Origin of the sequence: Dietzia psychralcaliphila (assembly GCF_003096095.1) — a bacterium.
Classification (GTDB): domain Bacteria; phylum Actinomycetota; class Actinomycetes; order Mycobacteriales; family Mycobacteriaceae; genus Dietzia; species Dietzia psychralcaliphila.
The window spans coordinates 2,793,371-2,817,573 of record NZ_CP015453.1; the positions used below are offsets into that span (position 1 = coordinate 2,793,371).

Sequence of the window (24,203 nt, forward strand, 5' to 3'; positions counted from 1 at the left end):
GACGCTACCTGAACCAGGGCGCCCCGGATCACCGCCCGGTCGCCCGGTCACCGCGGGATCAGTCCCTGCAGGACCGCGAGCTGCTCGGCGGCCACGGACAGGTTCAACCGGTCCGGGTCGATCTTGGGCTTGGCGTCCCAGGGCTGCGTGACGCCCGGGTAGGCGTACTCGACCCGGTCGGCGCCGCGCACGGCGGTGGGGCTGCCGAGCGGAACCGTGCACTCGGCGTCGTAGTTCGGCGGGAAGTTCTGTTCCTGCGGGTCGAATGACGGGTCCTGCGCCCTGATCTGGTTGATGATGTCCCAGGTGCCTTCATAACCCTGGGTACACGGCGTGGGGTTGTCCATCTCCAGGACCAGACCGAAGTGGATGGTGCCGTCGCCCGGTGCCACCGACAGGCCGCCGGCCGCCAGGGCCGGCAGCAACTGCAGGAGCACCTTGAACGACGGCGCGAGCGGGTCCACGGTCTTCATGGTGGTCGACAGGTTCCCGATGGTCCGGGTGAGCGGCTCGCCGGAGTTCTCCACCAGGAACCGCGTCTCGTCCGCGAACTCGGGCCCGGTGGTGATGAGACGCTCGAGGTCGGAGTCGGAGTCACGCAGGGCCTCGGTCACCGTACGCAGGTCGCGGGAGAAGCTGATGATCTCCGCGGACTGGTCGGCCTGGGTGTCGAGGACGGTCGCCCCGTCCCGGATGAGGGCCTGCAGTTGCGGCATGGTGCGGATCCCGGAATCGGAGATGCGGATGAGGGAGTCCGAGAGTCGCTGGAGTTGCGGTCCCCGACCCTCGATCGCGGTACCCAACTCGTCGACCATCACCTCGAGGTCGTCGAGCGGCACCGACCGGGACAGCTCGTCGACCGAGGCCAGCAGGTCCTCCACGCGTACCGGCAACGCCTCGCGGCCCGCGCTGATCACGTCACCGTCCTGCAGATACGGCTCGGAGTAGGAGTTGGGCCGCAGGTCCACGAACTGCTCGCCGATCGCGGAGCGGTTGGCCACCACGGCCACGGTGTCCGCCGGGATGTCCGGAGCACTGGAATCCAGGTCGAGTTCGACCCGGACCCCGTCGTCGGTGAGCGAGAGCTCGCCGATTCGCCCGACGGGGGTGCCGCGGTAGTTGACCGCCGCGTTGGTGAACACACCTCCGGTATCGGGCAGGTCCAGGTAGACCTGGTACTGACCGATCCCGAACAACGAGGGCAGCCGCACGTAGTTGGCCCCGACGTAACTGATCCCCACTGCTGCGATCACGCAGAAGGCGATGAGCTGGGTCTTGAGTATCTTGCTCACTGGTATCCGGGCTCCCCTGGTTCAGGCAGGTAGTTCTCGGAGAACTCCGAGGTACCCGGCGCGGGCCTGGGCGTGACCGCCCGGTCCATGATCGGCGGGATGGGCAACAGCGGCAGGACGATGGTGGTCCGCCTGTCGGGGCCGTTTCCGTTCACCCAGGGGTTGCCTGGGTCGACGTTGTACGGGCCACTCGTGGTGTTCGGGTAGATCGGCACCGGATCACCCTGGTTCGCGCCGAGGTTACGGAGCGTCTCGGAGATCGTCGCATCCACGGAGAGGAACACGTTCGCCGAGCCGCCGACGCTCGTCTGAATCGACGCGTCGGGGAAGGGGAAGGTGGGGACGAACCCGACAAGGTCGATGAGCTCCGGAGTCGACTCACCCAGGTACTGCAGCACCGGACGCAGTGATCGCAGGTCCGCGATGATGTCCTCCCGGCTGGTGAGCAGGATGTCGGATCCCACCTGCCCGAGCGCGTCGACCCGGCGCAACATCTCCACTAGCTGGGGGCGCTGCTCCTCGAGGACCGCCACCCCGGCGGGCAGCTCGTCGAGAGCGGCCTGGATCTGTTCCCGCTGGTCGTTGGCGCGGGCCGTCATCAGATTGACGCCCTCGAGTGCATCGGTGATGCTGTCGCGCTGACGGTTGAGTCCGGAGATGAGCTCGTCCGCCGAGCGCAGGGTCTCGGTGAGCCCCTCCTCGCGACCGTCGGTCACCGCGCGCAGCTCCGCGACGATCGGCTGGATCTGGTCCACGCCGCCGCCGTTGAGGAGCAGCGAGAGTGCACCGAGCACCTGCTCGATGTCCGTGGCCGTCCGACTGTTCGAGGTCGAGATCACATCGCCGTCGGACAACCTGCCGGCGGGCGGTTCGTCCTCGGGTGGGGTCAGTTGGACGAACTTCTCCCCCAGGAGGTTGGTCTGCTGGATCGACGCCTCCACGTTGGAGGGCAGGTCGAGGTCGTCGCGCAGGATGATCTCCACCCGCGCCGTCCACCCGTCCTCCGCGAGCGAGACGCCCGAGACGCGTCCGGCGTCGAGTCCGTTGACCTTGACGCTGGACTGGAGGACCAGGTCGAGCACGTCGTCGAACTGGACGGCCACCGTGATGGGGTCGTCCCCCACGTCGGCACCGCCCGGCAGCGTGTAGTCCTCGAGGTCCATGGAGCAGCCGGACACCAGCGCGGTGACCACGGCGGCGACGCCGAGGGCACGGATTCTGCGGTTGACGACGGGAACTGTGTGTCGGCTCATCCCCGACCCCCTTCCGAGGCGGGCGTCATCGGCCAGCCGTAGTTGCCCGGAACCGTCCCGGGGACTGGGATCGACTGCTTCATCTCGCCTGCCAGGATGCCGAGCGGCAGGTCGGGGTTGGAGGCCCGGAGTTCGCGGTTGCGCTCCGGCGCGAGCGCCTCACAGGCCTGGATGTCAGCGCGACGCAGGTTGTCCAGTTCCCTCAGCATCTCGTCCCCCGGGTTGAGACGGCTCAGCGTCATGAGTGAGCACAGGACGCCGGCCGGGTCCTGCTTCTCCGGCAGGTTCGCGCGCAGCGACAGGGAACCCGACTCGGAGTCGTAGGCGCCGATGAGGTTGGACAGGGCCAGCGGAGCCGTCTTGAGGATCTCCTCGAGATCGTCGCGCTGGTCGACGGTGATCTGACTGAGGGTCACCAGCCGGTCCGCGTTGCTCCGGATCACGTCCTGGTTGTCGCGAACCAGCCGGGCCACGTCGGCGAGCGCGTAGCTGAGTTCACCCAGGGCCCCCTGGAGGTCCTCCCGCTGACCCGACACGGTCCGGTTGAACGTCGCCATCTGGGTGTTGAACTCGCGCACCTGCGCGTCGTTCTGCGCAAGCATGGTGACGAACGACTGCAGATTGACCACGGTCTCGCTGATGTCCTGGCTCGAGTCCGCCAGCGTCGTGGCGGCCTTGGACAGTTCGTCGATCGACCGTCCGAGTGCCGCGCCGTTGCCACCGAGGGTGTCGGCGGACGTGGTCACGAACCGGTCGAGGGCGCCGTCCTTGTTGGCGCCGTCGGGCCCGAGGGCGTCCGTGAGGTCCTTGACCGACGCGTACAGCTTGTCCACCTCGACGGGCGTCGCGGTCCGCTCGAGCGGGATGTGCGCCCCGGACTCCATGACGGGCCCTCCCGAGTACGCGGGGAGGAGCTGGATGGTGCGGTCCGGGATGACCGACGGGGTCACCTGGACGGCCTTGGCGTCGGCGGGGACCTCGATACCCCTGTTGACGTGCAGCTTGACCTCGACGGTGTCGCCCATCGGGGTGACCTCGTCGACGGAGCCGACGGTCACCCCGAGGATCCGGACGTCGGTGCCCTGCGAGACGCCGACGGCCGAGGGGAAGGTCGCGGTGATGGTGGTCCGACCCATCCGCGTGACGGCGAGGTAGGTGACCGCCACGATCGCGACGACGACGACGAGGAGCAGCGCGACCAGCCAGTACGGCAGCTTCTTGTGCATCAGTTGATCCCACTCTGTCGGGCCGGTGCGCGGGCGCCGGGATAGAAGGGCGGTTCGGGGATGCCCGGCGGGACGAGGTTGGTGACCACCGAGTCGAACCAGCGACCGGTGCCCAGCAAGTTGGCGTAGAGCCGGTAGAAGGGCGCCAGGTTGTGGATCGACTTCTTCAGCTCCTCCTCGTGGTCGGTGAGGACCGCCAGCGCGGAGTCCAGGCTGTCGAGGGTCGGCCCGAACTCGGCCTCGTTCTCCGCGACGAACCTCCGGAGCTCGATCGACAGACCACGGGTGGAGGCCAACACGAGCTTGAGCGCCTCCGAGCGGCCGTTGAGCTCGCCCAGGAGCTGACCGGTCCCGACGATGAGCCTCCGGAAGTCCTCGTTGCGCTCCGCGAGGATCGCCGAACTGGTCCTGGTGGCCTCGAGCAGCTCACGGAGTTCGGCGTCGCGGCTGGACAGCGTCTGGGACAACCGGGCCACGCCGTCGACCGCTCCGCGGAACTCTTCGGGTGAGGCCTGCATCGCGTCGGTGAGCGTGTCCAGGCTCTCGGCGAGTTTCGCGTCGTCGATCTGGTCCAGTGTCTCGGCGGCCGAGGAGAACGCGGTGACCACGTCGTAGGGCGCCACCGTGCGGTCGAGCGGGATCGGTTCGGATCGGTCCAACTCGCCGTTCCCCGCCGGGATGAGTGCGAGGTACTTCTGGCCCAGGACGGTCTTGACCTGGATGCTCGCCCGCGTGTCGTCCCCGAGCCATGCGTCCTTGGTCCGGAAGCCCACGACGACCTTGTCCCCGTCGAGTTCGACGTCCGTCACCACACCGACCTTGACGCCGGCCACACGGACCTCGTTGCCGTCGGTCAGCCCGGCCGCTTCGGAGAAGTGCGCCGAGTACTTGGGCCCGGCACCCACGAAGGGCAACGAGTCCAGGCTGAACGCCGTCATGGTGAGAACCAGGATCACCACCACACCGACCGCGCCGATCGTGGCGTTCCCGAACCTGGGTTCGCTCGGCCTGCGCTTACTCATGAGATCCCCCCATGACACCGGGGCGCCACATTGGTGTACACCGGGTGATTGACTGTCGGGCCGCCGCTCGGCAGGAGGTTGGGCACGTTGGTACCCGGACCGCTCACCACGTCGAGTCCACAGAGATAGAACTGGAACCACGACCCGAACGACCCCATCCGGATGAGATTGTCGGTCTTGACCGGCATGTTCTGCAGAACCGTGCTGAGGGTGTCCCGGTTGGCGGTGATGTCGTCCGTGACCAGCTTGAGGTGATCGAGCGACTCGGTGACGCTCGGCCGGGTCGCGGTGACCACGTTCTCCGCGGAGGACGTCAGATCGGCTATCGAGTCGAGCGAGCTACCGATCGCGTCGCGCTCCTCGGCGAGTCCCTCCACCAGCTGCCTGGTGGTCACCACGAGCTGCTGGAACTGGACGTCCCGCTCGTTGATCGTCTGCAGGACCCGGGTGAGGTTGTCGATGACCTCCCCGATCACCTGATCACGGTCGGCGAGGTGGTTGGTGAGCTGCCCGGTCTGCTGGACCAGGTTCGCGACGGTCCCGCCCTCGCCTTGCAGTACACGGACGAGCGAGTCCGCGAGTGCGTTGACGTCCTCCGGCTGCAATGTGGTGAACAGCGGCCTGAAACCGTTGAACAGCGCCGTGAGGTCCACGGCGGGCGAGGTGTTCTCGATTCCGATGGTCGTCCCCTCCGGCATCATCGGCGCCACTGGCCCGGGTTCACGGCTGATGTTCATGTAGCGCTGACCGATCATGTTGCGTAGCCGCAGCGAGAGGTGGACGTTGGCCGGCAGCGTGCGGTCACCGGACATGGTGAAGTCCACCCTTGCCTGGTCCCGGTCGTGGATCTCGAAGCCGGTCACGTGACCCACCACGACGCCGGCGATCCGGACGTCGTCGCCCTCCTCGAGCATCGTCACGTCGGAGAAGATCGCCGAGTACTCGGTCCCGGCCTCGCGGGTGCCACCGCGGATGGTGGTGGCGAGGACCGTGCTCAGCAGGATGGTGACCACCACGAAGATCGCCAGCTTGACGAACGATCCCAGGACGCCCCCTCGGAAGAGAGCCTTGATCTTGGTGCTCATCGGAAACTCACCTCCGCCCCGCGGAGAGCAGGAGCACCGATCCCGCCGATCCACGCGGGGATCTCACCCGCGTCGCGGTCGGTGGCGACTCCGTAAACGGTGCGGACGGTGTCGGTCTCCAGCGGTGATCCCGCGTAGGCCATCGCCATGACGTCCCTGTCCTGCCCCGCGGTGACGGTCGAGGGGAACGGCAGGTTGGGCTGCTCGGGGACGGCCCGACCCGGGGCGGCGGGTACGGACCCGCGGGTCCGTAGCCCGGGGACCGGACCGTCCTGGTCGAGCGGGTTGGGGAGGGTCGGGATGAATGCCGGCCCGGGATTGCGGGTGGGCGGCTGGTAGGCGCCGTCGGCGATGGCGCCGCCCGGCGCCGAGCCGAAGTTCTGCGGCTGCACTGCCGGCTCGTAGCACCGCGGTCCACGGGTGTCGAAGAACCGCGGCTCGTCCTGGTTGGGGACGTACCGGCCCTTGGGGTTGGCGATCTCGATGGTCACGCGGATGCCCGGGTTCGGGGAATCGACGCCGAGGATCGCGTCGGAGCGATCCAGCGCGATCATGAACTGCTCGACCGTGCACGGCAGCGCCGGGGAGTACTCGGCGAGATACTCCAGCGAGGTCCGGGAGTCGGCGGCGAGGGCGATGAGGTCCGAGCGGTTGGCGGCGAGGAAGCCGGTGAGGACCTCCGCCGAGGTGCTGATCCGTTGGAGCCCGTCCGCGATGTCGGTGCGCCGCTGGATCACGGTATCACCGGTCGTGCGCAGGGCGTCGAGTGCATGGATGAGATCGGGCAACGCCTCCGAATAGGTCTGCGAGAAGGTCGCGAGATCCTCGAGCCCCGCCTCCAGTGCTGGCATCTCCTGGGTGATGCCGTCGAACACCTGGCCGATCTCCACCAGGCTCGCCCCGATCTCGTCGCCCCGGCCCGACAGGGCCTGGTTGAGTGCCCCGAGTGTGCCGGCGAGCTTCTCCGGCGGGACGGCCTCCAGAACCGGGAGCAGACCGTCGAGGACCCGGCCCAGCTCGACCGCGTTACCGCGAGTGTCCTGTTCGATAGTGGCGCCGGGTTCGATGGTCCCCACGGGCTGCTCGGGGAAACCCAGGTCGACGTACCTCTCGCCGAAGAGAGTCTTGGGAAGCATCCTGCCGTTGACGTTGGCCGGGAGCTGGTCGATGAACGCCGGATCGAACTCCATGTTCACGCGGACCTTGTCCCCCTCGGGCTCGACCCCGGAGACGCGTCCGACCAGGACGCCGCGCGCCTTGACGTCGGCGTCGTTGGGCAGGGAGAACGCCATGTCGTCCGCGATCATCGTGACACTGTCCGAGGTCGTGAACGCACGGTTGTAGATGGCGATGGTGGTGCCGACGAACGCCAGGACAATGACGAGGAACAGCGCGGCCAGCAAGCGCTTGGATACGGTCGAAAGCTCGTTCATCCCGCCACCCGCACCGTCGTGGTTGTGCCCCAGAGGGCGAGTCCGACAAAGAAGTTGAGAATCGCGACCACGACGATCGTCGTCCGGACCGCGCGGCCCACCGCCACGCCGACGCCAGCCGGACCACCGGAGGCGGTGAACCCGTAGAAGCAGTGGATCATCACCAGGACGAACGCGAAGATGATCACCTTGATGAACGAATAGATCACGTCTTCCGGTGGCAGGAAGAGATGGAAGTAGTGGTCGAACGAGCCCGTGGACTGGCCCTGAAGCATCGTATTGACGCCCCGTGTCGCCAGATAGGATGACAGCAAGCCCACCACGTACAGCGGGATGACGGCGATGAACCCGGCGATGATCCGCGTGGTCACGAGATACGGCACGCTGGGAATGGCCATCACCTCGAGCGCATCGATCTCCTCGGAGATCCGCATCGCGCCGAGTTGGGCGGTGAAACCGCACCCGACGGTCGCCGACAGCGCCAGCGCGGCCACCAGCGGCGCGACCTCACGGGTGTTGACGTACGCCGAGAGGAAGCCGGTCAGGACCGAACTGCCGATCTGGTCCAGCGCGGCGTAGCCCTGGAGTCCCACGACGACACCGGTGAACCCACTCATCATGACGATCACGCCGATGGTTCCGCCGAGGACCGCGAGCACGCCCACGCCGAAGGTCACCTCGGCGATCAGGCGCAGGACCTCTTTCCGGTAATGCACGAGAGTCTGCGGGATCCAGCGGATCGCCCGCAGGTGGAACGCGAGCTGGTCACCCAGACTGTCGAACGAGCTGACCGGGCCGCGCACCAGGGCCCGGAGCCGGGCCCTGGTGGGCCCGACGTCGGTGAATATCGCCATCATGACCCCTTCGGCGGAACGATCTGCAGGTACATCGCAGTGAGGATGAGGTTGGCGAAGAACAGTAGGAGGAAGGTCAGGACCACTCCGAGGTTCACGGCGTCGCCGACCCCCTTGGGCCCACCCTTGGGATTCATTCCGCAATACGAGGCGACCACGCCGGCGATGAGCCCGAACACCAGGGCCTTGAACGAGGACATGATGAAGTCGGGCAGCTGCGCGAGCGCACCGAAGGACATGAGGTAGGCGCCCGGGGTGCCGCCCTGCAACAGGATGTTGAACACGTAACCGCCGGCGATCCCGACGATGGACACGAGGCCGTTGAGCAGCACGGCGACGAGCATCATGCCGAGTACGCGCGGGACCACGAGCCTCTGGACCGGGTCGATCCCGAGGACCCGCATGGCGTCGAGTTCCTCACGGATGGTCCGGGCACCGAGATCGGCGGCCACGGCTGAACCGGCGGCGCCGGCGATCAGCAGTGAGGTCACCAGGGGCGCGCCTTGCTGGACGACGGCGAGAACGCCCGTCGCACCTGTGTACGCCTCTGCTCCGAGCTGTTGGACCAGCGATCCGGTCTGCATCGCCACGACCGCCCCGAAGGGGATCGCGACCAGCGCCGACGGCAGGATCGTGACCGAGGCGATGAACCAGGACTGACTGATGAACTCCCGGAACTGGAACGGCCTCCTGAAGATCCCACGAATCACCTCGAGGAAGAGACGGAACACCTTGCCCGCCTCACCGGCTGCACTCCGGACGCCACCACCCACGTCCGCCGGAGACACACCGGTCCTCACCTTGGGTTGCTGAGTCGCACCCTCCGCCATTTACTTCCCCCGACCTCTCCGGTGTCCTCAGTTCTCGTCGGACCCGTAGTGGTCGTCGATGCCTGTCGTCGATGCGCTGTCCCCGGTGCCCCTGGTGGTGGCACCGGCCGTCGCCGCCGCGGCGTGCTTGCCGTTGCCGCCGTGGCCGCGGGACGCCCACTCGGCCCGGATGGCCTCCTGCGCGCTGTCGGGGAGGGTGTCCATCATCTCGGCCACCCGCTTCTCACGGCGGATCTCGCCCTTGCGCTCGGGACCGCCGGGGGTCGGCTGCATCTGCGGCGGGACCCCGGTCACCTCGTCCTCGCCCGGGGAGCCGTCGTTGTGACCTGCGTCGGCCTGCGCCTGCTCCTCGCGCATCTGCGCGTCGTCCTTCTCCTCGGACATGCCGATCGGACCCAGTTTGGATCCGCGGAGGAACTGACGGACCGAGGGCTCCTCGCTCGTCAGCAGGACCTCGCGCGGTCCGAACATGACGAGCTTCTTGCGATAGAGCATGCCCAGGTTGTCCGGCACGGTCCGTGCCAGGTTGATGTTGTGCGTCACGATGAGGATGGTGGCGTCGATCTGAGCGTTGATGTCGATCAACAACTGCGCGAGGTAGGTGGTGCGGACCGGGTCGAGACCCGAGTCGGGCTCGTCGACCAGGATGATCTCGGGGTCCAGCACGAGTGCGCGGGCGAGGCCGGCGCGCTTGCGCATACCGCCGGAGATCTCACCCGGGAGCTTGCCCTCCGCACCGGTGAGACCGGTGAGCTCGAGCTTCTCCATGACGACGTCCCGGATCTCGCTCTCCGACTTGCGGGTGTGCTCGCGTAGCGGGAAGGCGACGTTGTCGTAGAGGTCCATCGACCCGAAGAGCGCGCCGTCCTGGAACAGGACACCGAACAGCTTCCGGATCTCGTAGAGCTCCTTGGCGGTGCACTGGAGGATGTCCGTGCCGTCGATGATGATCTGGCCGCGCTCGGGCCGCAGGAGCCCGATGAGCGACTTCAGGAACACCGACTTACCGGTGCCGGACGGACCCAGGAGCGCGCTCACCTCCCCCTCGGGAAGGGTGAACGAGACGTCCTCCCAGATCTTCTGCGATCCGAAGGACTTGGTCAGTCCCTCGACAGATATCTCGATACCCACGTCACCACTCCTCACTGCAGCCATCATCTGTGGCCACGGTCACTGTAAACTACCGCTTGGAGCGCGTGCTTCGTTACATACCGATAAGTAATGTATCGCAACGAACCTCGTCGGACCGACCTGCAGAAATGCCTGTGGGGCGGTCCGGCGACATCGCCGGACCGCCCCACAGGAGACGTGGTGCGTCAGATCACTTGAGCGAGACCTTGGCGCCGGCCTCTTCGAGCTTGGTCTTGGCAGCCTCGGCGGACTCCTTGTCGGCCTTCTCGATGATCGCCTTGGGAGCGGACTCGACGAGGTCCTTGGCCTCCTTGAGGCCCAGGCCCGAGACGATCTCGCGGACGACCTTGATCACGCCGATCTTCTTCTCGCCGGCCGACTCGAGGACGACGTCGAACTCGTCCTGCTCGGCGGCGGCCTCGGCGGCGGCCGGGGCGGCGGCCGCGGCGGCGACCGGAGCGGCCGCGGTGACCTCGAAGGTGTCCTCGAACAGCTTCACGAACTCGGAGAGCTCGAGAAGAGTCATCTCCTTGAAGGCCTCGAGCAGCTCGTCGTTGCTGAGCTTCGCCATGGTGGCGTCCTTTCATTTGGTCCCGGCACCGTCATACGACACCGGAAGCGTGTGGGGTGTGTCAGTTCTTCTTGTCTTCGAGCGCCGCGAACAGACGTGCCAGCTGCGAGGCGGGCGCGTTGAACAGGCCGGCGGCCTTGGCCTGGTTGCCCTTGAGCGCACCGGCCATCTTCGCGAGGAGGACCTCGCGGGACTCGAGCTCGGCGATCTTGTCGAGTTCGGCGGCGGACAGCGTGGCGCCGTCCATGACACCACCCTTGACGATGAGCGCCTTGTTGTCCTTGGTGAACGTCTTGAGCGCCTTGGCGGCGTCCACGACCTCACCGGTGACGAACGCGATGGCGGTGGGGCCGGTCAGGAGGTCGTCGAGACCCTCGACACCGGCTTCCTTCGCCGCACGCTTGACCAGGGTGTTCTTGGCCACGGTGTACGTGGCCGAGTCACCCAGGGCCTTGCGCAGCGCGGTGACCTGCGGAACGGAGAGTCCGCGGTATTCGGTGACCACGGCCGTGGTGGAGTTCTGGAAGTGCTCCTTGATCTCCTCGACGGCCTGGACCTTTGCGGGCTTTGCCATGTTTCGCCTCCTCTCTGCTTCTCACTGCCGGGAAATGCACGAACGCCCCGGGCGCAGGCGGCACGGGGCGTGGAGGAGGCGGGCACTGTGACGTGCCATTTCCTACACTGACCGGTGTTCTCCTGCGCGGGCCGTCCGGGCGCTCCCGGACACTTCGACCGCCCCCGGCGGGAGCGGTGACCTGCGGTCTTCGGTGAAACTTGATCAGGTGCCCGACGGGGCGAGCCGTCAGGCGTTCAAACTTCCCCATCAGGGTATAGGCGGCGGGTCGCCGCCGCCAAATCGGCGGGCCACCGGGGAATGGCGGGTCGGGCGTGTTTCTGACACTGTTGTGCCGTGCCCCCCGCCTCGTCCCGCGTCGCCGTCATATACAACCCCATCAAGGCCGGAGTCGATGAGGTTCGTCGTCGCACCGCCGAGAGGGCGGCCCTGCACGGCTGGACCGATCCTGTGTTCTACGAGACCACCGAGGAGGATCCGGGTGTGGGTCAGGCCGCAGAGGCCGCCGAGAGTGGTGTCGGGCTGGTGATCGCGTGCGGTGGCGACGGCACGGTGCGTTCGGTCGCCCAGGGTCTCGTCGGTACCGGGATCCCCATGGGCGTGGTCCCGCTTGGAACCGGCAACCTGCTCGCCCGGAACCTGGACATCCCCCTGGACGACGTTGACCGCGCCGTCCGCGTGGCGATGAGCGGCCGGAGCCGGGGGGTCGATCTCGGACTGGTCAGGTACACCGACGGCGAGGGGAACACCCACGACGACGTCTTCCTCGTCATGCTCGGTGCAGGCATGGACGCCGACATGATCGCCGGGACCCACGACGGTCTCAAGGCCCGGGTGGGATGGCTCGCCTACGTGGGAGCGTTCGCCAACACACTGTTGCGGGGCCACCGGATCAAGGTGGACTACTCGCTCGACGACGGGCCGGAGATCCACACCCGTGCCCGGACCCTGCTGGTGGCCAACTGCGGGATGCTCCAGGCGGGCATGATCCTGCTGCCCGACGCCGTGATCGACGACGGACTGCTCGACGTGCTGGCGCTGCGTGCCAAGGGCGCACTCGGGTGGGCCCAGGCCGGAGCAGTGCTGGTCCACCACACGTTCCAGCACCAGCTCACACCGGCCCTCAGGAGGGGCTCCTCCCGCGTCGAGGGGAAGGAACGTCACCAGACCCGGCCGCTGGACTTCCGTCAGGGCGAGGGTGTCGCCGCCCGGATCCTGGAGAAGCCCGCGTCGTTCCAGATCGACGGCGAGGAGTGCGGAACGGTCACCGAGTTCTCCGCGTGGATCAAGCGCCGGGGGCTCACGGTCCGGGTCGCACACTGACCCCGGTCGACGGGTCCTCAGGCGTCGCGGCGCACCAGTAGCGCCAGGACGTCGTGGATCTCGGCGACCGACGGCACCGGCAGTGCCGACCGACCGTAGACGAACCCGATCCCCGCGTACACGAGGACGCCCGCGCGGATCCGGGCGTCCCGCTCCGAGAACACGAGTTCGACGAACGCGTCGTGGACCACTCCCAGGATCCGTTGGTCGAGATCTCCCACGGCGGCGGCCACGGTCTCGTCGGCGCGGGCCCACTCCCGGATGGCGGCCTCGCCCTCCCAGGCCCGGGACTCGACCAGCATGGCGCTCATCGACTCGAGCCGCTGTTCGGGTGGCATCTCCTCCATGGTGACCAGACCGCGGGCGGCGTCCATCTCCTGGGAGAAGTAGAGTCGCGCGATCTCGGCCATGAGGGCGTCGAAGTCGGCGAAATGCCAGTAGAAACTGCCTTTCGTCACCCCGAAGTGAGCGCAGAGTCGGCTGATCTTGACGGCGCCGCGCCCTTCGGTCACGAGCAGATCCAGCCCCGCCCGAGCCCACTCCTCGGCCGTCAGCCGCCCGGTCCGGGGAGGTTTCGGACGGGCCGACCACGCGGATCCCTGGGTCATGCGTCTGCGCCGCCGCATCGTGTCGTCATCATCAACCACCCTACGTCGGGCCGGACACTCCTACCGCGGCCGGCTTCGGGACGACCGACCCTCGACCGGCCGCTCTCAACCGGCCGCTCTGGCGGCCGTCGCGCTGCTCAGGATGGGTACCGTATGGGCCGTGGAGTACTTCGGAAGCCAGCGGACGGACAGTGGGGCCGACAGTGGGGCCGGCAGCGCCGCCGACAGCGCCGCCGACCCCGCGGCGGAGCACCAGGCCAGGACCGGGCCGCTGGCGGGCATGCTCGTGTTGGAGCTCGGCACGCTCATCGCCGGACCGTTCGCCGGCCGGCTACTCGGGGACATGGGCGCCCGGGTCGTCAAGATAGAGGACCCCGGTCGACCGGACCCGCTGCGGACGTGGGGGCAGGGCGAGCGGGACGGCCGCCGCCACTTCTGGACGATCCACGCGCGCAACAAGGAGTCCGTGACCCTCGACCTACGCTCGGACGAGGGCGCCGGGATCTTCCGGGACCTGGTCGCCCGCGCGGATGTGGTGGTGGAGAACTTCCGCCCCGGCACCCTGGAGAAGTGGGGGTTGGGCCCGGACCGGCTCCACGAGATCAATCCCGGCCTGGTGATCGGCCGCGTCTCCGGGTACGGCCAGACCGGTCCCCAGGCCACGCGAGCCGGGTACGCCTCCGTGGCCGAGGGGGTGTCCGGGCTGCGCCACCTCAACGGGTTCCCCGACCGGCCCCCGCCGCGCATGGCGCTGTCGATCGGCGACACACTCGGTGGGATGTTCGCCGTCCAGGGCGTCCTGGCGGCACTGCTCGCCCGCACGACCACCGGACGCGGCCAGGTGGTCGACGTGGCGCTCACCGAGTCCTGTTTGGCCGTTCAGGAGTCGGTGATCCCGGACTACGACGCGGCGGGAGTGGTGCGCGGGCCGTCCGGGACCCGGCTCGAGGGGATCGCGCCGTCGAACCTCTACCAGGCCTCGGACGGGCTGTGGGTGATCATCGCAGCCAACCAGGACACCGTCTTCCGTCGGTTGTGCACGGCGATGGGCCGCCCCGAGCTCACCGAGGACCCCCGGTTCGCCGACCACTCCGCGCGCGGGGTCCACCAGGACGAGATCGATCAGATCATCGCGGACTGGGCCGCCCAGCGCACGGCCGGGGAGATCGCCACGGTCCTCGAGGCCGCGGGCGTGGTGGTGGGTCCCGTCAACACCGTCGCGGACGTGGTGCGGGACGAGCAGTTCCTCGCACGCGGGATGCTCGTGCCGCACACCGTGCCCGGGGTGGACGACACGGTGCTCGGCCCCGGGGTCGTGCCGGTCCTGGATGGCACTCCCGGATCGGTGCGTCGCGGTGGGGCCCCCGAGCCGGGGTGGGACAACCGGGTGGTCTACTCCGAACTGCTCGGGCTGGACGACGAGCATCTCGCCGGCCTGTCAGCCCGTGGCGTGATCTAGTCGCAGGGGCGGCGGCGCTGTCGGCGCGCCACGACGCCGGAGCCGCTCGCGAGCACCACGACGAGGCGAGCACAGCTGATCGATTCAGTTAACGTGTGCCCAGGTCGGCTCGGCAGTTCCCCGGTAGCTGTGACCACCCGACGAGTAGCGGAGGCACGCCGACCGGTTACGTCGCCGGAAGCGTCCAGTCGTACTCACGGCCGTTGCCGTGCGCTCCTGCCGAGGCCCGCGAGCGAGATCGTTCACCCAGTTCGGCGAGCATCCGGTCGCCGACCCGGACCAGCTCGTGGAAGTTCTCGGGACCCAACCAGTCCGGGCGCAGGGCGAACAGCACGTCCTCGGTGGCGGTGTTGCCGGACGCCCCGGGCGCGAAGGGACAGCCTCCGAGGCCGCCCAGCGCCGAGTCGATCATCCCCGCGCCCGCAGCCACCGCGGCCAGGGAGTTGGCCACCCCCATCCCCCACGTGTCGTGCCCGTGGAAGACGACGCGGCGACCGTCCGCAGGACCGATCGCGGACGAGACGAGCTCGCCGACCTGTCGCGGATGTGCCTGTCCGAGCGTGTCGGCCAGGACCACATCCACCGTGCCCGCCCCCCGCGGATCGGCGATCAACTCCAGGACCCGATCGGGGTCGACGGGCCCCGTGAGCGGGCAGGTGAAGGTGGTGGCCAGGCAGACCTGGACGGTGCCGCCCACCGCGGCCGCGGCCTCCACGGCCTGCGGCAGCGCGGCCATGCTCGTCTCGGCGTCCCGGCCGATGTTGGCGCGGTTGTGCTGGTCGGTCACCGAGAGGCAGTACTGGAATCGCCGCACCCCTGCGTCTGCTGCGCGGCGCACGTGACCCGGGGTGGCCACCCACACCCAGCAGCGGTCCCGCTCATCCTCGTCCAGGGCTCCGATCACCTCGAGCGTGTCGGCCAGCGCCGGCACCAGGTCCGGCCTGGCCATCGAGCCCACCTCGAGTTCGGGAACGCCCAACCGGAGCAGCGTCCGGACCAGCTCGACCTTGCTGCCGGTGCCCAGCCGCCCGTCGGTCAGCTGGAGGCCGTCCCGCAGTGCGACGTCGCGCACCGACACTTCTCCGGTGGATGGCGTGGTCATGGGGTCGTCCTTCCGCGTGCCGAACCGCCGCAAGGTCCGGCGTCGTGAGCTCCGAGGGCGATCAGCGAGCGCCCCCGTTGACGCTACCCGCGGGGTGACGGCGCCCAGAAGCCACCGACGAGAAGGGCCCCGCGCCGGAAACCGGTCGCGGGGCCCTACTGCACGGGAATCAACTCACTCGGAGTCGGTGCCCGCCTCGAGGAGCTTGGAGATCGCCGAGGGGTCGACCGGGATGCCGGGGCCGGTCGTGGTGGAGATGGTGATCTTCTGCAGGTAGCGGCCCTTGGAGGAGGACGGCTTGAGGCGCATGACCTCGTCGATCGCGGCCTGGTAGTTCTCCGTGAGCTGCTCGGTCGAGAACGACGCCTTGCCCACGATGAAGTGCAGGTTGTTGGCCTTGTCGGTGCGGAAGGTGACCTTGCCGCCCTTGATGTCGTTGACGGCCTTGGTCACGTCCATGGTGACGGTGCCCGTCTTGGGGTTGGGCATGAGGCCACGCGGGCCGAGCACGCGGGCCACACGGCCGACCTTGGCCATCTGGTCCGGGGTGGCGATCGCGGCGTCGAAGTCGAGCCACCCGCCCTGGATCTTCTCGATGAGGTCATCGGAGCCCACGACGTCGGCGCCGGCGGCCTCGGCCTCGGTGGCCTTCTCGCCCGCGGCGAAGACGATGACGCGGGCGGTCTTGCCGGTACCGTTCGGAAGATTCACGGTGCCGCGGACCATCTGGTCGGCCTTACGGGAGTCGACGCCAAGTCGCATGGCGACCTCGACGGTGGCATCCATCTTCGTCGAGGAGGTGTCCTTGGCCAGGGCCAGGGCATCCAGAGGCGAGTACAGCTTGTTGCGGTCGACCTTTTCAGCTGCGGCCTTGTGGGCCTTGCTGTTCTTGCTCATGTGAGTTCCATTCCTGCCGCGTGGCTACGCGACGGTCGGGTGTGGTGCGGGCCTGAGCTGCCCTCCCACAGATGCGTGTGGTGGTGGAGGTCAGGCCTCGACCGTGATGCCCATGGAGCGGGCGGTGCCGGCGATGATCTTCGCGGCCTGGTCGACGTCGTTGGCGTTGAGGTCTTCCATCTTGGTCTGCGCGATCTCACGGACCTGGTCCATGGAGACCTTGCCGACCTTGGCGGAGTGCGGCGTGCCGGAGCCCTTCTGCAGGCCGGCGGCCTTGAGCAGGAGCTTGGCGGCCGGCGGCGTCTTGAGCTTGAAGTCGAAAGAACGGTCCTCGTAGACCGTGATCTCGACCGGCACGACGTTTCCGCGCTGGTTCTCGGTGGCTGCGTTGTAGGCCTTGCAGAACTCCATGATGTTGACACCATGGGCACCCAGCGCCGGACCGACCGGCGGTGCCGGGTTAGCGGCGCCGGCATTGATCTGGAGCTTGATGAGCCCTGAGACCTTCTTCTTCTTCTTCGGAGGCATCGTCTTCCTGATTCTTCGACTGGATCTCGGCACCACGCTGTACACGTGGGAGGCCGACTGTCGTGTGCGCCGCTCTCCGCCGGCCGACCCGTCGGGAAGGGCATGCGGTAGCGCAGGCGCAACCTTGTAGATTCTACGTTCAACAGGGGTTCAACAACTAATCGGTAGCCGACCAGTGGTGATAAACGACGAGACCCGCCGCGCGCGGGAGGCGCGGGGCGGGTCGTCGGGATTCTCGCGTCCGTCAGTCGATCTTCTCGACCTGGGAGAATCCGAGCTCCACCGGGGTCTCGCGACCGAAGATGGAGACGAGCACCTTGAGCTTCTGCGAGGTCGGATCGACCTCGGAGATGCTGGCGGGCAGGGTGGCGAACGGGCCGTCCATGACGGTGACCGACTCGCCGACCTTGAATTCGACCTCGACGGCCTGCGGGATCAGTCCGCCGTCGCCCTCGGCACCGGGGGTGGAGGCCTTCTTCTCCGGCTTGGGAGCGAGGAACTTGGCGACGTCGCTCAGCGAGAGCGGAGTGGGCGCACCGGCCGCACCGCCGGTCGCGCTGACGAATCCGGTGACACCCGGGGTGTTGCGGACGACGCCCCACGACTCGTCGTCGAGATCCATGCGGACCAGGACGTAGCCGGGCAGGACCTTGCGGTTGGCGACCTTCTTCTGGCCGTTCTTGACCTCGGTGTACTCCTCGATCGGGACCTCGACCTGGTAGATCTTGTCCTCCGCGCCGAGGGTGACCGCACGGGTCTCGAGGTTGGCCTTGACCTTGTTCTCGTATCCGGCGTACGAGTGGACGACGAACCAGTCGCCCGGGAGCTTGCGTAGCTGACGCTTGAACGCGATGACCGGGTCGATCGCGGGCGCGGCCTCCTCTGAGGGGGCCTCCTCCGCGTCGGACTCGTCGGACTCCTCGGCGCCGTCGGTCTCATCGCGCACGTCGTCGTCAGCGTCGTCGGAGCCCGCGACTGCGGCGACTGCGTCCGCGACGGCCTCGGCGGTCGGCGGGACCGCGGCGTCGGAGGGGTCCGCAGACGTGTCACCGAGCACCGCATCGGCCTCGGTCTCGGCCTGCTCGGCAGCAGCCGGGCTCTGCTCGACGTCCTCGGACTCGGGGCTCTGCTCGATGTCGCTCACTGAAATTGCGGTCCTCTCGAAGTTCGGCGGTCCGGATCTCGCCCCGGACCCGAGCGGCAGGTGTCAGCGGTCGAAGACGAGCTCGACGAGCTTGCCCGCGCCGAAGTCGACGCCGGAGACCAGCGCGGTCATGAAGATCAGGAACAGGAACACCACGATGGTGTAGGTGACCATCTGGTTGCGCGTCGGCCAGATGACCTTGCGCAGCTCTTCGATGACCTGCCCGATGTACTGGAACGGATTGGCGCGGTTGGCCCGCGAGTCCTCCGCGGTGTCCGCGTCGGTGCGGACACGCCTGGCGACGGTGGTGTCGCCCCGGCCGGCTTTGCCTGTCGGAACAGCAGAGCCTGTCGGAACAGCGGCGCCGGTGGGACCGGCGGCACCGTCGGAATCGCGCGCGCCGCTGGTGTCGACGTCGTCGTCGCGATCCTGACTCACGCGTTACCTCCGGGTCGTCTTTGGCTGGCGGGAAGGGCAGGGGCGACAGGACTTGAACCTGCAACCTGCGGTTTTGGAGACCGCTGCTCTGCCAATTGAGCTACGCCCCTTCGGCCGGTCACCCGGCCACCCGTGCCGTCTCACGAATCGCGGACCGCACGAACGCCTCGACTCTACAGTGTCGGCGGCTACCTCAGGCAGCGCGGCTCGCGACCGCGGGCGGTCGGGCGTCTGAAGTGTACGACAGCCCCGGCAGTGACCCTAAATCGTGCCGAACCAGTCACTCCCGGGACGCCTCGGGCGCCACTCCCCGGACGCTGCGATCACCCGGGCGCTCCCGCTATCCGGACACTGCCGCTATCCGGACGCTGCCACGTTTCGGTCGCGGAGGAGCGAGACGGTCACGATCGCCTTTCCGAACACCTTCGCCCCGCCACAGGTCACCGCGAGCGCCACCTCTGCCGTGGAGCCGTCGTCGGCAACCTTCTTGACCGTGCCGGCCACCTCCAGCAGTGCGGGGGTGTCGGCGGGGACCACCACCGGCCCGGCGAACCGGATCGAGGTGGCCACCACCCTGTCCGCTCCCCCGGCCCACTCGGCCACGACCCCGATCGCCAGTGCCGAGGTCAGCATCCCGTGCGCCACCACACCGGGCAGACCGAGCGTCTGCGCGGCCTCGTCGCTGAGGTGGATGGGGTTGTGGTCGCCGGAGGCCTCGGCGTAGCGGCGCAGGTCCTCGCGCGTGATCGGCAGGCTGCGGGCCCGGATCGGCTCGCCGGGCTCCGGCCGCCTCGTCGTCGTCGGATGGTCCAACGTCGGATCGCTCGTGCCCGTCGGTTCGTCCGTCGTCATCCCTCCACCTCCGCGGTGAGCAGCGCGCTGCTCAGCGACTGGACGGGGGCGCCGGTCAGGTCGCGCAGCACGGTGTCGAAGCCGATCATCCGGCCACCCCGTGCGGACCGCACTCCGGTGACCGTCGCCGTGGCGGTGAGGGTGTCGCCCACCGCGATGGGCCTGTGGTGCTCGGAGGACTGGGCGGTGTGGAGGGTTCGGGAGAGGTCGATCCGCAGGTCGGGGTGCTCCATCACCGCGCGCTGGACCGGCGCGGTCAGGGCGGCGGCCAGCGTGGCGGGGACCTGACCGGAGGGCGCGCCGACGGCCTCGGCGAAACGCGCCACCACCTCGGCGGTGACGGTGACGGGGTCCCCGGTGACGACGACGACGTGCGCGTCTGCGTTGTCTGTGCTCACGCTCGCCGACGCTACCCGAGCCGATTCCGCCCGGAACCGCTGATGCGCGCGGCCTGTGGCTCCTACGGTGGGGTCAGTCGACCAGGGAGAGCGCTCGTGAGCCAGAACGATCCGGCAGGACAGGACCGAGACGAGCGGGGATCGGGGGAGCACGGGGCCGGCACGAACGGAGCCGGCACGAACGGGGCCAGGGCTCACGGGGCCGGAGAGCGCAGACCTGCGGTGCACGGCCCGGTGGCGGGCCACGGCGGGTCCCACGCCACCGCCGTCGCCGCCGCCCACGGGGTACGGACCATGTTCACCCTCTCCGGCGCGCACGTCTTCCCGATGTACGACGCGGCGGAGAAGGAGGACCACGGGATCTCCCTGCTGGACGTGCGGCACGAGCAGACCGCCGCGTTCGCCGCCGAGGCCACGGGCAAGCTCACCCGCTCCCCCGGGTTGGCGGTCCTCACCGCCGGGCCCGGCGTGACCAACGGGATCAGCGCGATCTCCCAGGCCTCGTTCTCCGGCGCCCCCATGGTGGTGCTGGGCGGGCGCGCACCCGCCGGCCGGTGGGGCACCGGCAGCCTGCAGGAGTTCGACCACATCCCACTGGTGGAGTCGGTGACGGTGTCCGCCGAGACGGCCCGCGACACCGCCGACATCGCCGACGCCACGCACCGCGCCTTTACCGCCGCGCGCTCCGCGCACCGGGGTCCGGCGTTCCTGGACGTGCACATGGACCACTTCTTCGACCAGTGCGAGTCCGTGCGTCCGGGGCCGGGGTCCGACCCGGGCCCGGACCGCTCCCCCGACACCGACGCGGTCGACCGGATCGCCGACCTGCTGGTGGGCGCACAGCGCCCCGTCCTGGTGTTGGGTTCGGACGTCTGGGCCGACGGGGCGGAGGTGGCAGCTCTACGCTGCGTGGACACACTCGGCCTGCCCGCGATCCCCAACGGAATGGGCCGAGGGGTCGTCCCCGCGGGTCACACGCTCCTGGTGTCCAAGGCGCGCGGCATGGCGTTCGGGAGCGCCGACCTCGTCGTGGTGGTGGGAACCCCGCTGGACTTCCGCCTGGGGTACGGCGTGTTCGGCGGCAAGGACGGTGCAGAACCGGCGACAGTGGTGCACGTCGCCGATTCCGAGGGCCAGCTCAGCCGCCACGCCGACCCCGCCGTCGCCACGGCCGGCGACCTGGGCCAGGTACTGGACGCACTCACCGAGGCGGTGCAGCGACGGTCGACCAGGCCGGACTGGAGCGGGTGGGCGCGGTCGTTGCGGGAGAAGGCCGACGCCACGCACGCCGCCGACCTCGAGCTGTTCAGCGCGAGCGCCGACCCCATCCACCCGGCACGGATCTACGGCGAACTGCTGCCGCGGCTGTCCGAGGACGCGGTGGTGATCGGCGACGGCGGCGACTTCGTGTCCTTCGCCGGCAAGTTCATCGAGCCCGCCCGTCCCGGGAACTGGCTCGACCCCGGCCCGTTCGGCTGCCTCGGCGCGGGACTGGGCGCGGCGATCGCCGCCCGGATCGCCCGACCGTCGAGCCAGGTGGTGCTGCTGCTCGGCGACGGCGCGGCCGGGTTCTCGTTGATCGACGTGGACACCCTCGTGCGGCACAACCTGCCCGTGGTGATGGTGATGGGCAACAACGGGGCGTGGGGCCTGGAGAAGGGGCCGATGCAGATGCTGTACGGCTACGATGTGATCGCCGACCTCGCCCCGCGCACCCGGTACGACGAGGTGGTCAAGTCGCTCGGCGGGGCCGGCGAGATGGTCACTGATCCCGCAGATATCGGCCCCGCCCTGGACCGCGCGTTCGCCAGTGGGGTGCCGTACCTGGTGAATGTCGTGACAGATGTAGAGGCCGGCTATCCCCGGTCGACGTTCGGGGTGTGAGCCGGGCGCGAGCTGGCGCGAGCTGGCCGTGAGCTGGCCGTGAGCTGGCGCGACCCACTCTCCATCGGGTGTCAGGACACGACGATCCGGTAGAGCAGCTCCGGTCGACCGCGGCCCCCGTAGCGGTGCGACACGTCGACGGCGCCGCCCCGGTGCAGATGATCGAGGTAGCGACGCACGGTCGCGCGGGAGGCACCACTGGCGCGTGCCACCTCCGCCGCCGAGTGACCGGCGCCATCGTCCAGTGCGGCGAGTACCGCGGCCAGCGTCGGTTCGGACAACCCCTTGGGCAGCCGGGCGGGGACCGGCCCGTCCGTCGCCGAGCCCGTGGACGTCACGCCCGGCCCCCTCTGCAGCAGGGCATCGATCTCCCCCTGGCCGAACGTGTCGAGCTCGGCCGGTGGCCCGGCCGCGTACTCGGTACGGAACCGCTCAAGCCGCTCGACCATCGCGGCCCGGGTGAAGGGCTTGACCAGGTATCCCACGACCTGGCCGGACAGCGCCTGCCGGACGGTGATGCGATCCCGGAGCGAGCTCACCACGATCACGCTGATCGGGCGGCGGGAGATCATCCTGACCCGGTGCAACACCTCGATCCCGCTGAATCCCGGCAGACCGATGTCGAGCAGCATCAGGTCGACCCCGCCTCCGGCCACCCAGCCCACGGCACCCTGACCGTCCGCGACCGCAGCGGTCACACTGAATCCCGGAACGCTCTCCACGTACCGACTGTGCAGGCGGCGCGCGACCGGATCGTCGTCGACGATCAGTGTCCGGATGGGGCGGCCGCTCTGTCCCTCGTACGTCATCGTCTCCCCCGCACGCCCGCACCGCCACGGTCCCCGACAGCACGGTCGTGGCCGGCCTTGCGTCCTGGGCCTGGGGATGCGGGGAGCCGCACGGTGAACAGTGCCCCGCCGTCGGACGACCGTCCCACCTCTATGTCGCCGCGACGATCCTGAATGATCTGCCAGACCACCGCGAGACCCACCCCCCGCGTCGCATTCCGGTCACCCGGTTCCTTGGTGGAATAGCCGTGCTCCATCATCGTCGGCAACGCCTGCGGGTCCACACCCGGGCCGTCATCTGCGACCGCCACCTCGGTCCCCAACTCGTCTGCGAGTACGAGCACGTGGACGTGCCCGCCGGGGCCGGCCGCCTCCGTCGCATTGAGCACCAGATTGGAGACCAGTGACACGTCGTCCGAGTCGAGTGCACCCGCGTCGATCGATGTCAGTGGGTCGATCTCCAGTCGTCCCCCCTGTGACTCGTACTCGGCGGTCATCGCCCCCAGCACTGCGCGCATCCGCGGATCGGCAACGACGCTGTCCCGGGAATCCGTACCGGTGACCGGTGCCAGTTCGGCCAGGTACTCCAGCGCCGCGTCGACTTCGCCACTCTCGACCAGTCCGTAGACCGCGTGTATCCGTGTCCGGAACTCATGGGTCTGCTCCCGGAGCGCTCTGGAGAGCCGGCGCTGCTCACCCAGTTCGGCGTTCTCCGCTTCCAACCTCCGGACCCTGGCGCCGATCGCGGCGGAGACGCCGGCGGCCCCGGTCAACCCGACCAGCACCGCCAGCAGCACCCACGGGGCCATCTCCATGAGACTCGACCGCAGATCGGCGGCGATCTCGGACTCGAGAACGCCCACCGATGCCGCGCCGATGACGTCACCGCCGCGGTACACGGGCACCTTGGCGCGCAGCGTCGTACCGATCGTCCCCTCCTCGGTGCCGACGAATGTGGCTCCCGCCAGCACGCCCGACGGGTCGGTCGAGACCGGTCGGCCGCGCGCTGCGGGCACCGGGTGGGTGATCCGGATCCCCTCGGCGTCACTGATCACCACGTAGTCGACACCCGAGGCCTGCTGGATCAGCTCGGTCAACGGTTGCAGCTCCTGCTCCGCGTCGACCCGCCCGATGGCGTCCCGCACCTGGTCGAGCTCCGCGAGACTGCGGGCGACCGCCAGGACGCGCTCGGTCATGGCCTCGCGCCCCTGTCGTTCCTGGACGCGTGCCGCGGCGTAGGCCGTCAGGCCGACACACGTCACCACGATGGCGCACTGGATCAGCAGGACCACGACCAGTCGGAATCTCCGCCTCAGAAGCCACTCCGAGTACTGCGCCACTTCGGCCCTTTCCTCCATCGCACCATGTCCGACCCGATACATCCCAGGCCACGCCCCGGCCGGACGGCGTGAGCATCAATGAGCACAAACCCTAGTTGTGCCCCACATCACACGTCGACATTCCATGCTCAGCTCATCCCTCGGTGGCGCCTCTGGCACCGAGAACCAGGA

24 protein-coding genes and 1 tRNA gene are annotated in these 24,203 nt (G+C 68.8%); 3 read left to right on the forward strand and 22 right to left on the reverse strand.

What is annotated here, in order from left to right; translation table 11 throughout:
- Positions 1 to 47: 47 nt before the first annotated feature.
- The 11 genes from A6048_RS12840 to rplJ form a co-directional block, all read right to left on the reverse strand.
- Positions 48 to 1,292 (reverse strand): MCE family protein, encoded by a 1,245-nt coding sequence (locus tag A6048_RS12840; protein ID WP_107746183.1) that lies wholly within the window; start codon positions 1,290 to 1,292, stop codon positions 48 to 50.
- Positions 1,289 to 2,545: an MCE family protein gene (locus A6048_RS12845; RefSeq protein ID WP_107746181.1), complete on the reverse strand. Its 1,257-nt coding sequence runs from the start codon at positions 2,543 to 2,545 to the stop codon at positions 1,289 to 1,291. The genes A6048_RS12840 and A6048_RS12845 overlap by 4 nt, the downstream gene beginning before the upstream one ends.
- On the reverse strand, positions 2,542 to 3,771 hold the full coding sequence (locus A6048_RS12850) for an MCE family protein (protein ID WP_107746179.1): 1,230 nt from the start codon (positions 3,769 to 3,771) through the stop codon (positions 2,542 to 2,544). The genes A6048_RS12845 and A6048_RS12850 overlap by 4 nt, the downstream gene beginning before the upstream one ends.
- Entirely contained in the window at positions 3,771 to 4,793 is a 1,023-nt protein-coding gene (locus tag A6048_RS12855; protein ID WP_107746177.1) for an MCE family protein, read from the reverse strand. Before A6048_RS12855 ends, A6048_RS12850 begins: the two co-directional genes overlap by 1 nt.
- Positions 4,790 to 5,878, reverse strand: coding sequence for an MCE family protein (locus A6048_RS12860; RefSeq protein WP_107746175.1), 1,089 nt, complete (start codon positions 5,876 to 5,878; stop codon positions 4,790 to 4,792). The genes A6048_RS12855 and A6048_RS12860 overlap by 4 nt, the downstream gene beginning before the upstream one ends.
- Complete coding sequence (locus A6048_RS12865; RefSeq protein WP_107746173.1) at positions 5,875 to 7,311, reverse strand: MCE family protein; 1,437 nt, start codon at positions 7,309 to 7,311, stop codon at positions 5,875 to 5,877. The genes A6048_RS12860 and A6048_RS12865 overlap by 4 nt, the downstream gene beginning before the upstream one ends.
- Positions 7,308 to 8,165 (reverse strand): MlaE family ABC transporter permease, encoded by an 858-nt coding sequence (locus A6048_RS12870; protein ID WP_107746647.1) that lies wholly within the window; start codon positions 8,163 to 8,165, stop codon positions 7,308 to 7,310. The genes A6048_RS12865 and A6048_RS12870 overlap by 4 nt, the downstream gene beginning before the upstream one ends.
- The gene (locus A6048_RS12875; RefSeq protein ID WP_107746171.1) at positions 8,165 to 8,995 is read right to left on the reverse strand and encodes an MlaE family ABC transporter permease; all 831 of its coding nucleotides are present in this window, start codon (positions 8,993 to 8,995) and stop codon (positions 8,165 to 8,167) included. Before A6048_RS12875 ends, A6048_RS12870 begins: the two co-directional genes overlap by 1 nt.
- 27 nt (positions 8,996 to 9,022) lie before the next feature.
- The gene (locus A6048_RS12880) at positions 9,023 to 10,126 is read right to left on the reverse strand and encodes an ABC transporter ATP-binding protein (protein ID WP_107746169.1); all 1,104 of its coding nucleotides are present in this window, start codon (positions 10,124 to 10,126) and stop codon (positions 9,023 to 9,025) included.
- A 190-nt stretch (positions 10,127 to 10,316) separates the two neighbouring features.
- On the reverse strand, positions 10,317 to 10,697 hold the full coding sequence (gene rplL / locus A6048_RS12885; protein WP_107746167.1) for a 50S ribosomal protein L7/L12: 381 nt from the start codon (positions 10,695 to 10,697) through the stop codon (positions 10,317 to 10,319).
- Between the two features lie 61 nt (positions 10,698 to 10,758).
- A complete protein-coding gene (gene rplJ / locus A6048_RS12890) occupies positions 10,759 to 11,271 on the reverse strand; it encodes a 50S ribosomal protein L10 (RefSeq protein ID WP_107746165.1) in 513 nt (170 codons plus the stop codon).
- Between the two features lie 336 nt (positions 11,272 to 11,607).
- On the opposite strand from rplJ, the gene A6048_RS12895 reads away from it, so the two are divergent.
- Positions 11,608 to 12,594, forward strand: coding sequence for a diacylglycerol/lipid kinase family protein (locus A6048_RS12895; protein WP_107746163.1), 987 nt, complete (start codon positions 11,608 to 11,610; stop codon positions 12,592 to 12,594).
- A gap of 17 nt (positions 12,595 to 12,611) precedes the next feature.
- Here the strand turns inward: A6048_RS12895 and A6048_RS12900 are convergent, their stop codons facing one another.
- Positions 12,612 to 13,220: a TetR/AcrR family transcriptional regulator gene (locus tag A6048_RS12900; protein ID WP_327495053.1), complete on the reverse strand. Its 609-nt coding sequence runs from the start codon at positions 13,218 to 13,220 to the stop codon at positions 12,612 to 12,614.
- A 262-nt stretch (positions 13,221 to 13,482) separates the two neighbouring features.
- Here A6048_RS12900 and A6048_RS12905 point away from each other — a divergent pair, with 262 nt between their 5' ends.
- Positions 13,483 to 14,661: a CaiB/BaiF CoA transferase family protein gene (locus A6048_RS12905; RefSeq protein ID WP_107746646.1), complete on the forward strand. Its 1,179-nt coding sequence runs from the start codon at positions 13,483 to 13,485 to the stop codon at positions 14,659 to 14,661.
- A 166-nt stretch (positions 14,662 to 14,827) separates the two neighbouring features.
- Here the strand turns inward: A6048_RS12905 and A6048_RS12910 are convergent, their stop codons facing one another.
- The 8 genes from A6048_RS12910 to hadA all read right to left on the reverse strand — a co-directional run bounded on the left by A6048_RS12910 (position 14,828) and on the right by hadA (position 20,020).
- Entirely contained in the window at positions 14,828 to 15,763 is a 936-nt protein-coding gene (locus A6048_RS12910) for a beta/alpha barrel domain-containing protein (protein ID WP_107746159.1), read from the reverse strand.
- Positions 15,764 to 15,937: 174 nt separating this feature from the next.
- Positions 15,938 to 16,660: a 50S ribosomal protein L1 gene (gene rplA, locus A6048_RS12915; protein ID WP_107746157.1), complete on the reverse strand. Its 723-nt coding sequence runs from the start codon at positions 16,658 to 16,660 to the stop codon at positions 15,938 to 15,940.
- Between the two features lie 90 nt (positions 16,661 to 16,750).
- Positions 16,751 to 17,188 carry a 50S ribosomal protein L11 gene (gene rplK, locus A6048_RS12920; RefSeq protein ID WP_107746155.1) on the reverse strand — a complete coding sequence of 146 codons (438 nt, stop codon included), beginning with the start codon at positions 17,186 to 17,188 and terminating at the stop codon, positions 16,751 to 16,753.
- A gap of 244 nt (positions 17,189 to 17,432) precedes the next feature.
- Positions 17,433 to 18,332 (reverse strand): transcription termination/antitermination protein NusG, encoded by a 900-nt coding sequence (nusG, locus tag A6048_RS12925; protein ID WP_107746153.1) that lies wholly within the window; start codon positions 18,330 to 18,332, stop codon positions 17,433 to 17,435.
- Positions 18,333 to 18,395: 63 nt separating this feature from the next.
- On the reverse strand, positions 18,396 to 18,770 hold the full coding sequence (secE, locus tag A6048_RS12930; protein ID WP_107746151.1) for a preprotein translocase subunit SecE: 375 nt from the start codon (positions 18,768 to 18,770) through the stop codon (positions 18,396 to 18,398).
- 37 nt (positions 18,771 to 18,807) lie between these two features.
- Positions 18,808 to 18,880 (reverse strand) — tRNA-Trp (locus A6048_RS12935).
- 247 nt (positions 18,881 to 19,127) lie between these two features.
- Positions 19,128 to 19,622: a MaoC/PaaZ C-terminal domain-containing protein gene (locus A6048_RS12940; RefSeq protein WP_107746149.1), complete on the reverse strand. Its 495-nt coding sequence runs from the start codon at positions 19,620 to 19,622 to the stop codon at positions 19,128 to 19,130.
- Positions 19,619 to 20,020, reverse strand: a complete 402-nt coding sequence (hadA, locus tag A6048_RS12945) for a (3R)-hydroxyacyl-ACP dehydratase subunit HadA (RefSeq protein ID WP_107746147.1) — start codon at positions 20,018 to 20,020, stop codon at positions 19,619 to 19,621. Before hadA ends, A6048_RS12940 begins: the two co-directional genes overlap by 4 nt.
- Positions 20,021 to 20,242: 222 nt before the next feature.
- Here hadA and A6048_RS12950 point away from each other — a divergent pair, with 222 nt between their 5' ends.
- Entirely contained in the window at positions 20,243 to 21,904 is a 1,662-nt protein-coding gene (locus tag A6048_RS12950; protein ID WP_107746145.1) for an acetolactate synthase, read from the forward strand.
- 71 nt (positions 21,905 to 21,975) lie between these two features.
- On the opposite strand, the gene A6048_RS12955 is transcribed toward A6048_RS12950, so the two are convergent.
- Both A6048_RS12955 and A6048_RS12960 read right to left on the reverse strand, forming a co-directional pair.
- Positions 21,976 to 22,713, reverse strand: coding sequence for a response regulator (locus A6048_RS12955; protein WP_107746143.1), 738 nt, complete (start codon positions 22,711 to 22,713; stop codon positions 21,976 to 21,978).
- Positions 22,710 to 24,032, reverse strand: coding sequence for a sensor histidine kinase (locus A6048_RS12960; protein ID WP_159110247.1), 1,323 nt, complete (start codon positions 24,030 to 24,032; stop codon positions 22,710 to 22,712). The genes A6048_RS12955 and A6048_RS12960 overlap by 4 nt, the downstream gene beginning before the upstream one ends.
- Positions 24,033 to 24,203: the final 171 nt, after the last annotated feature.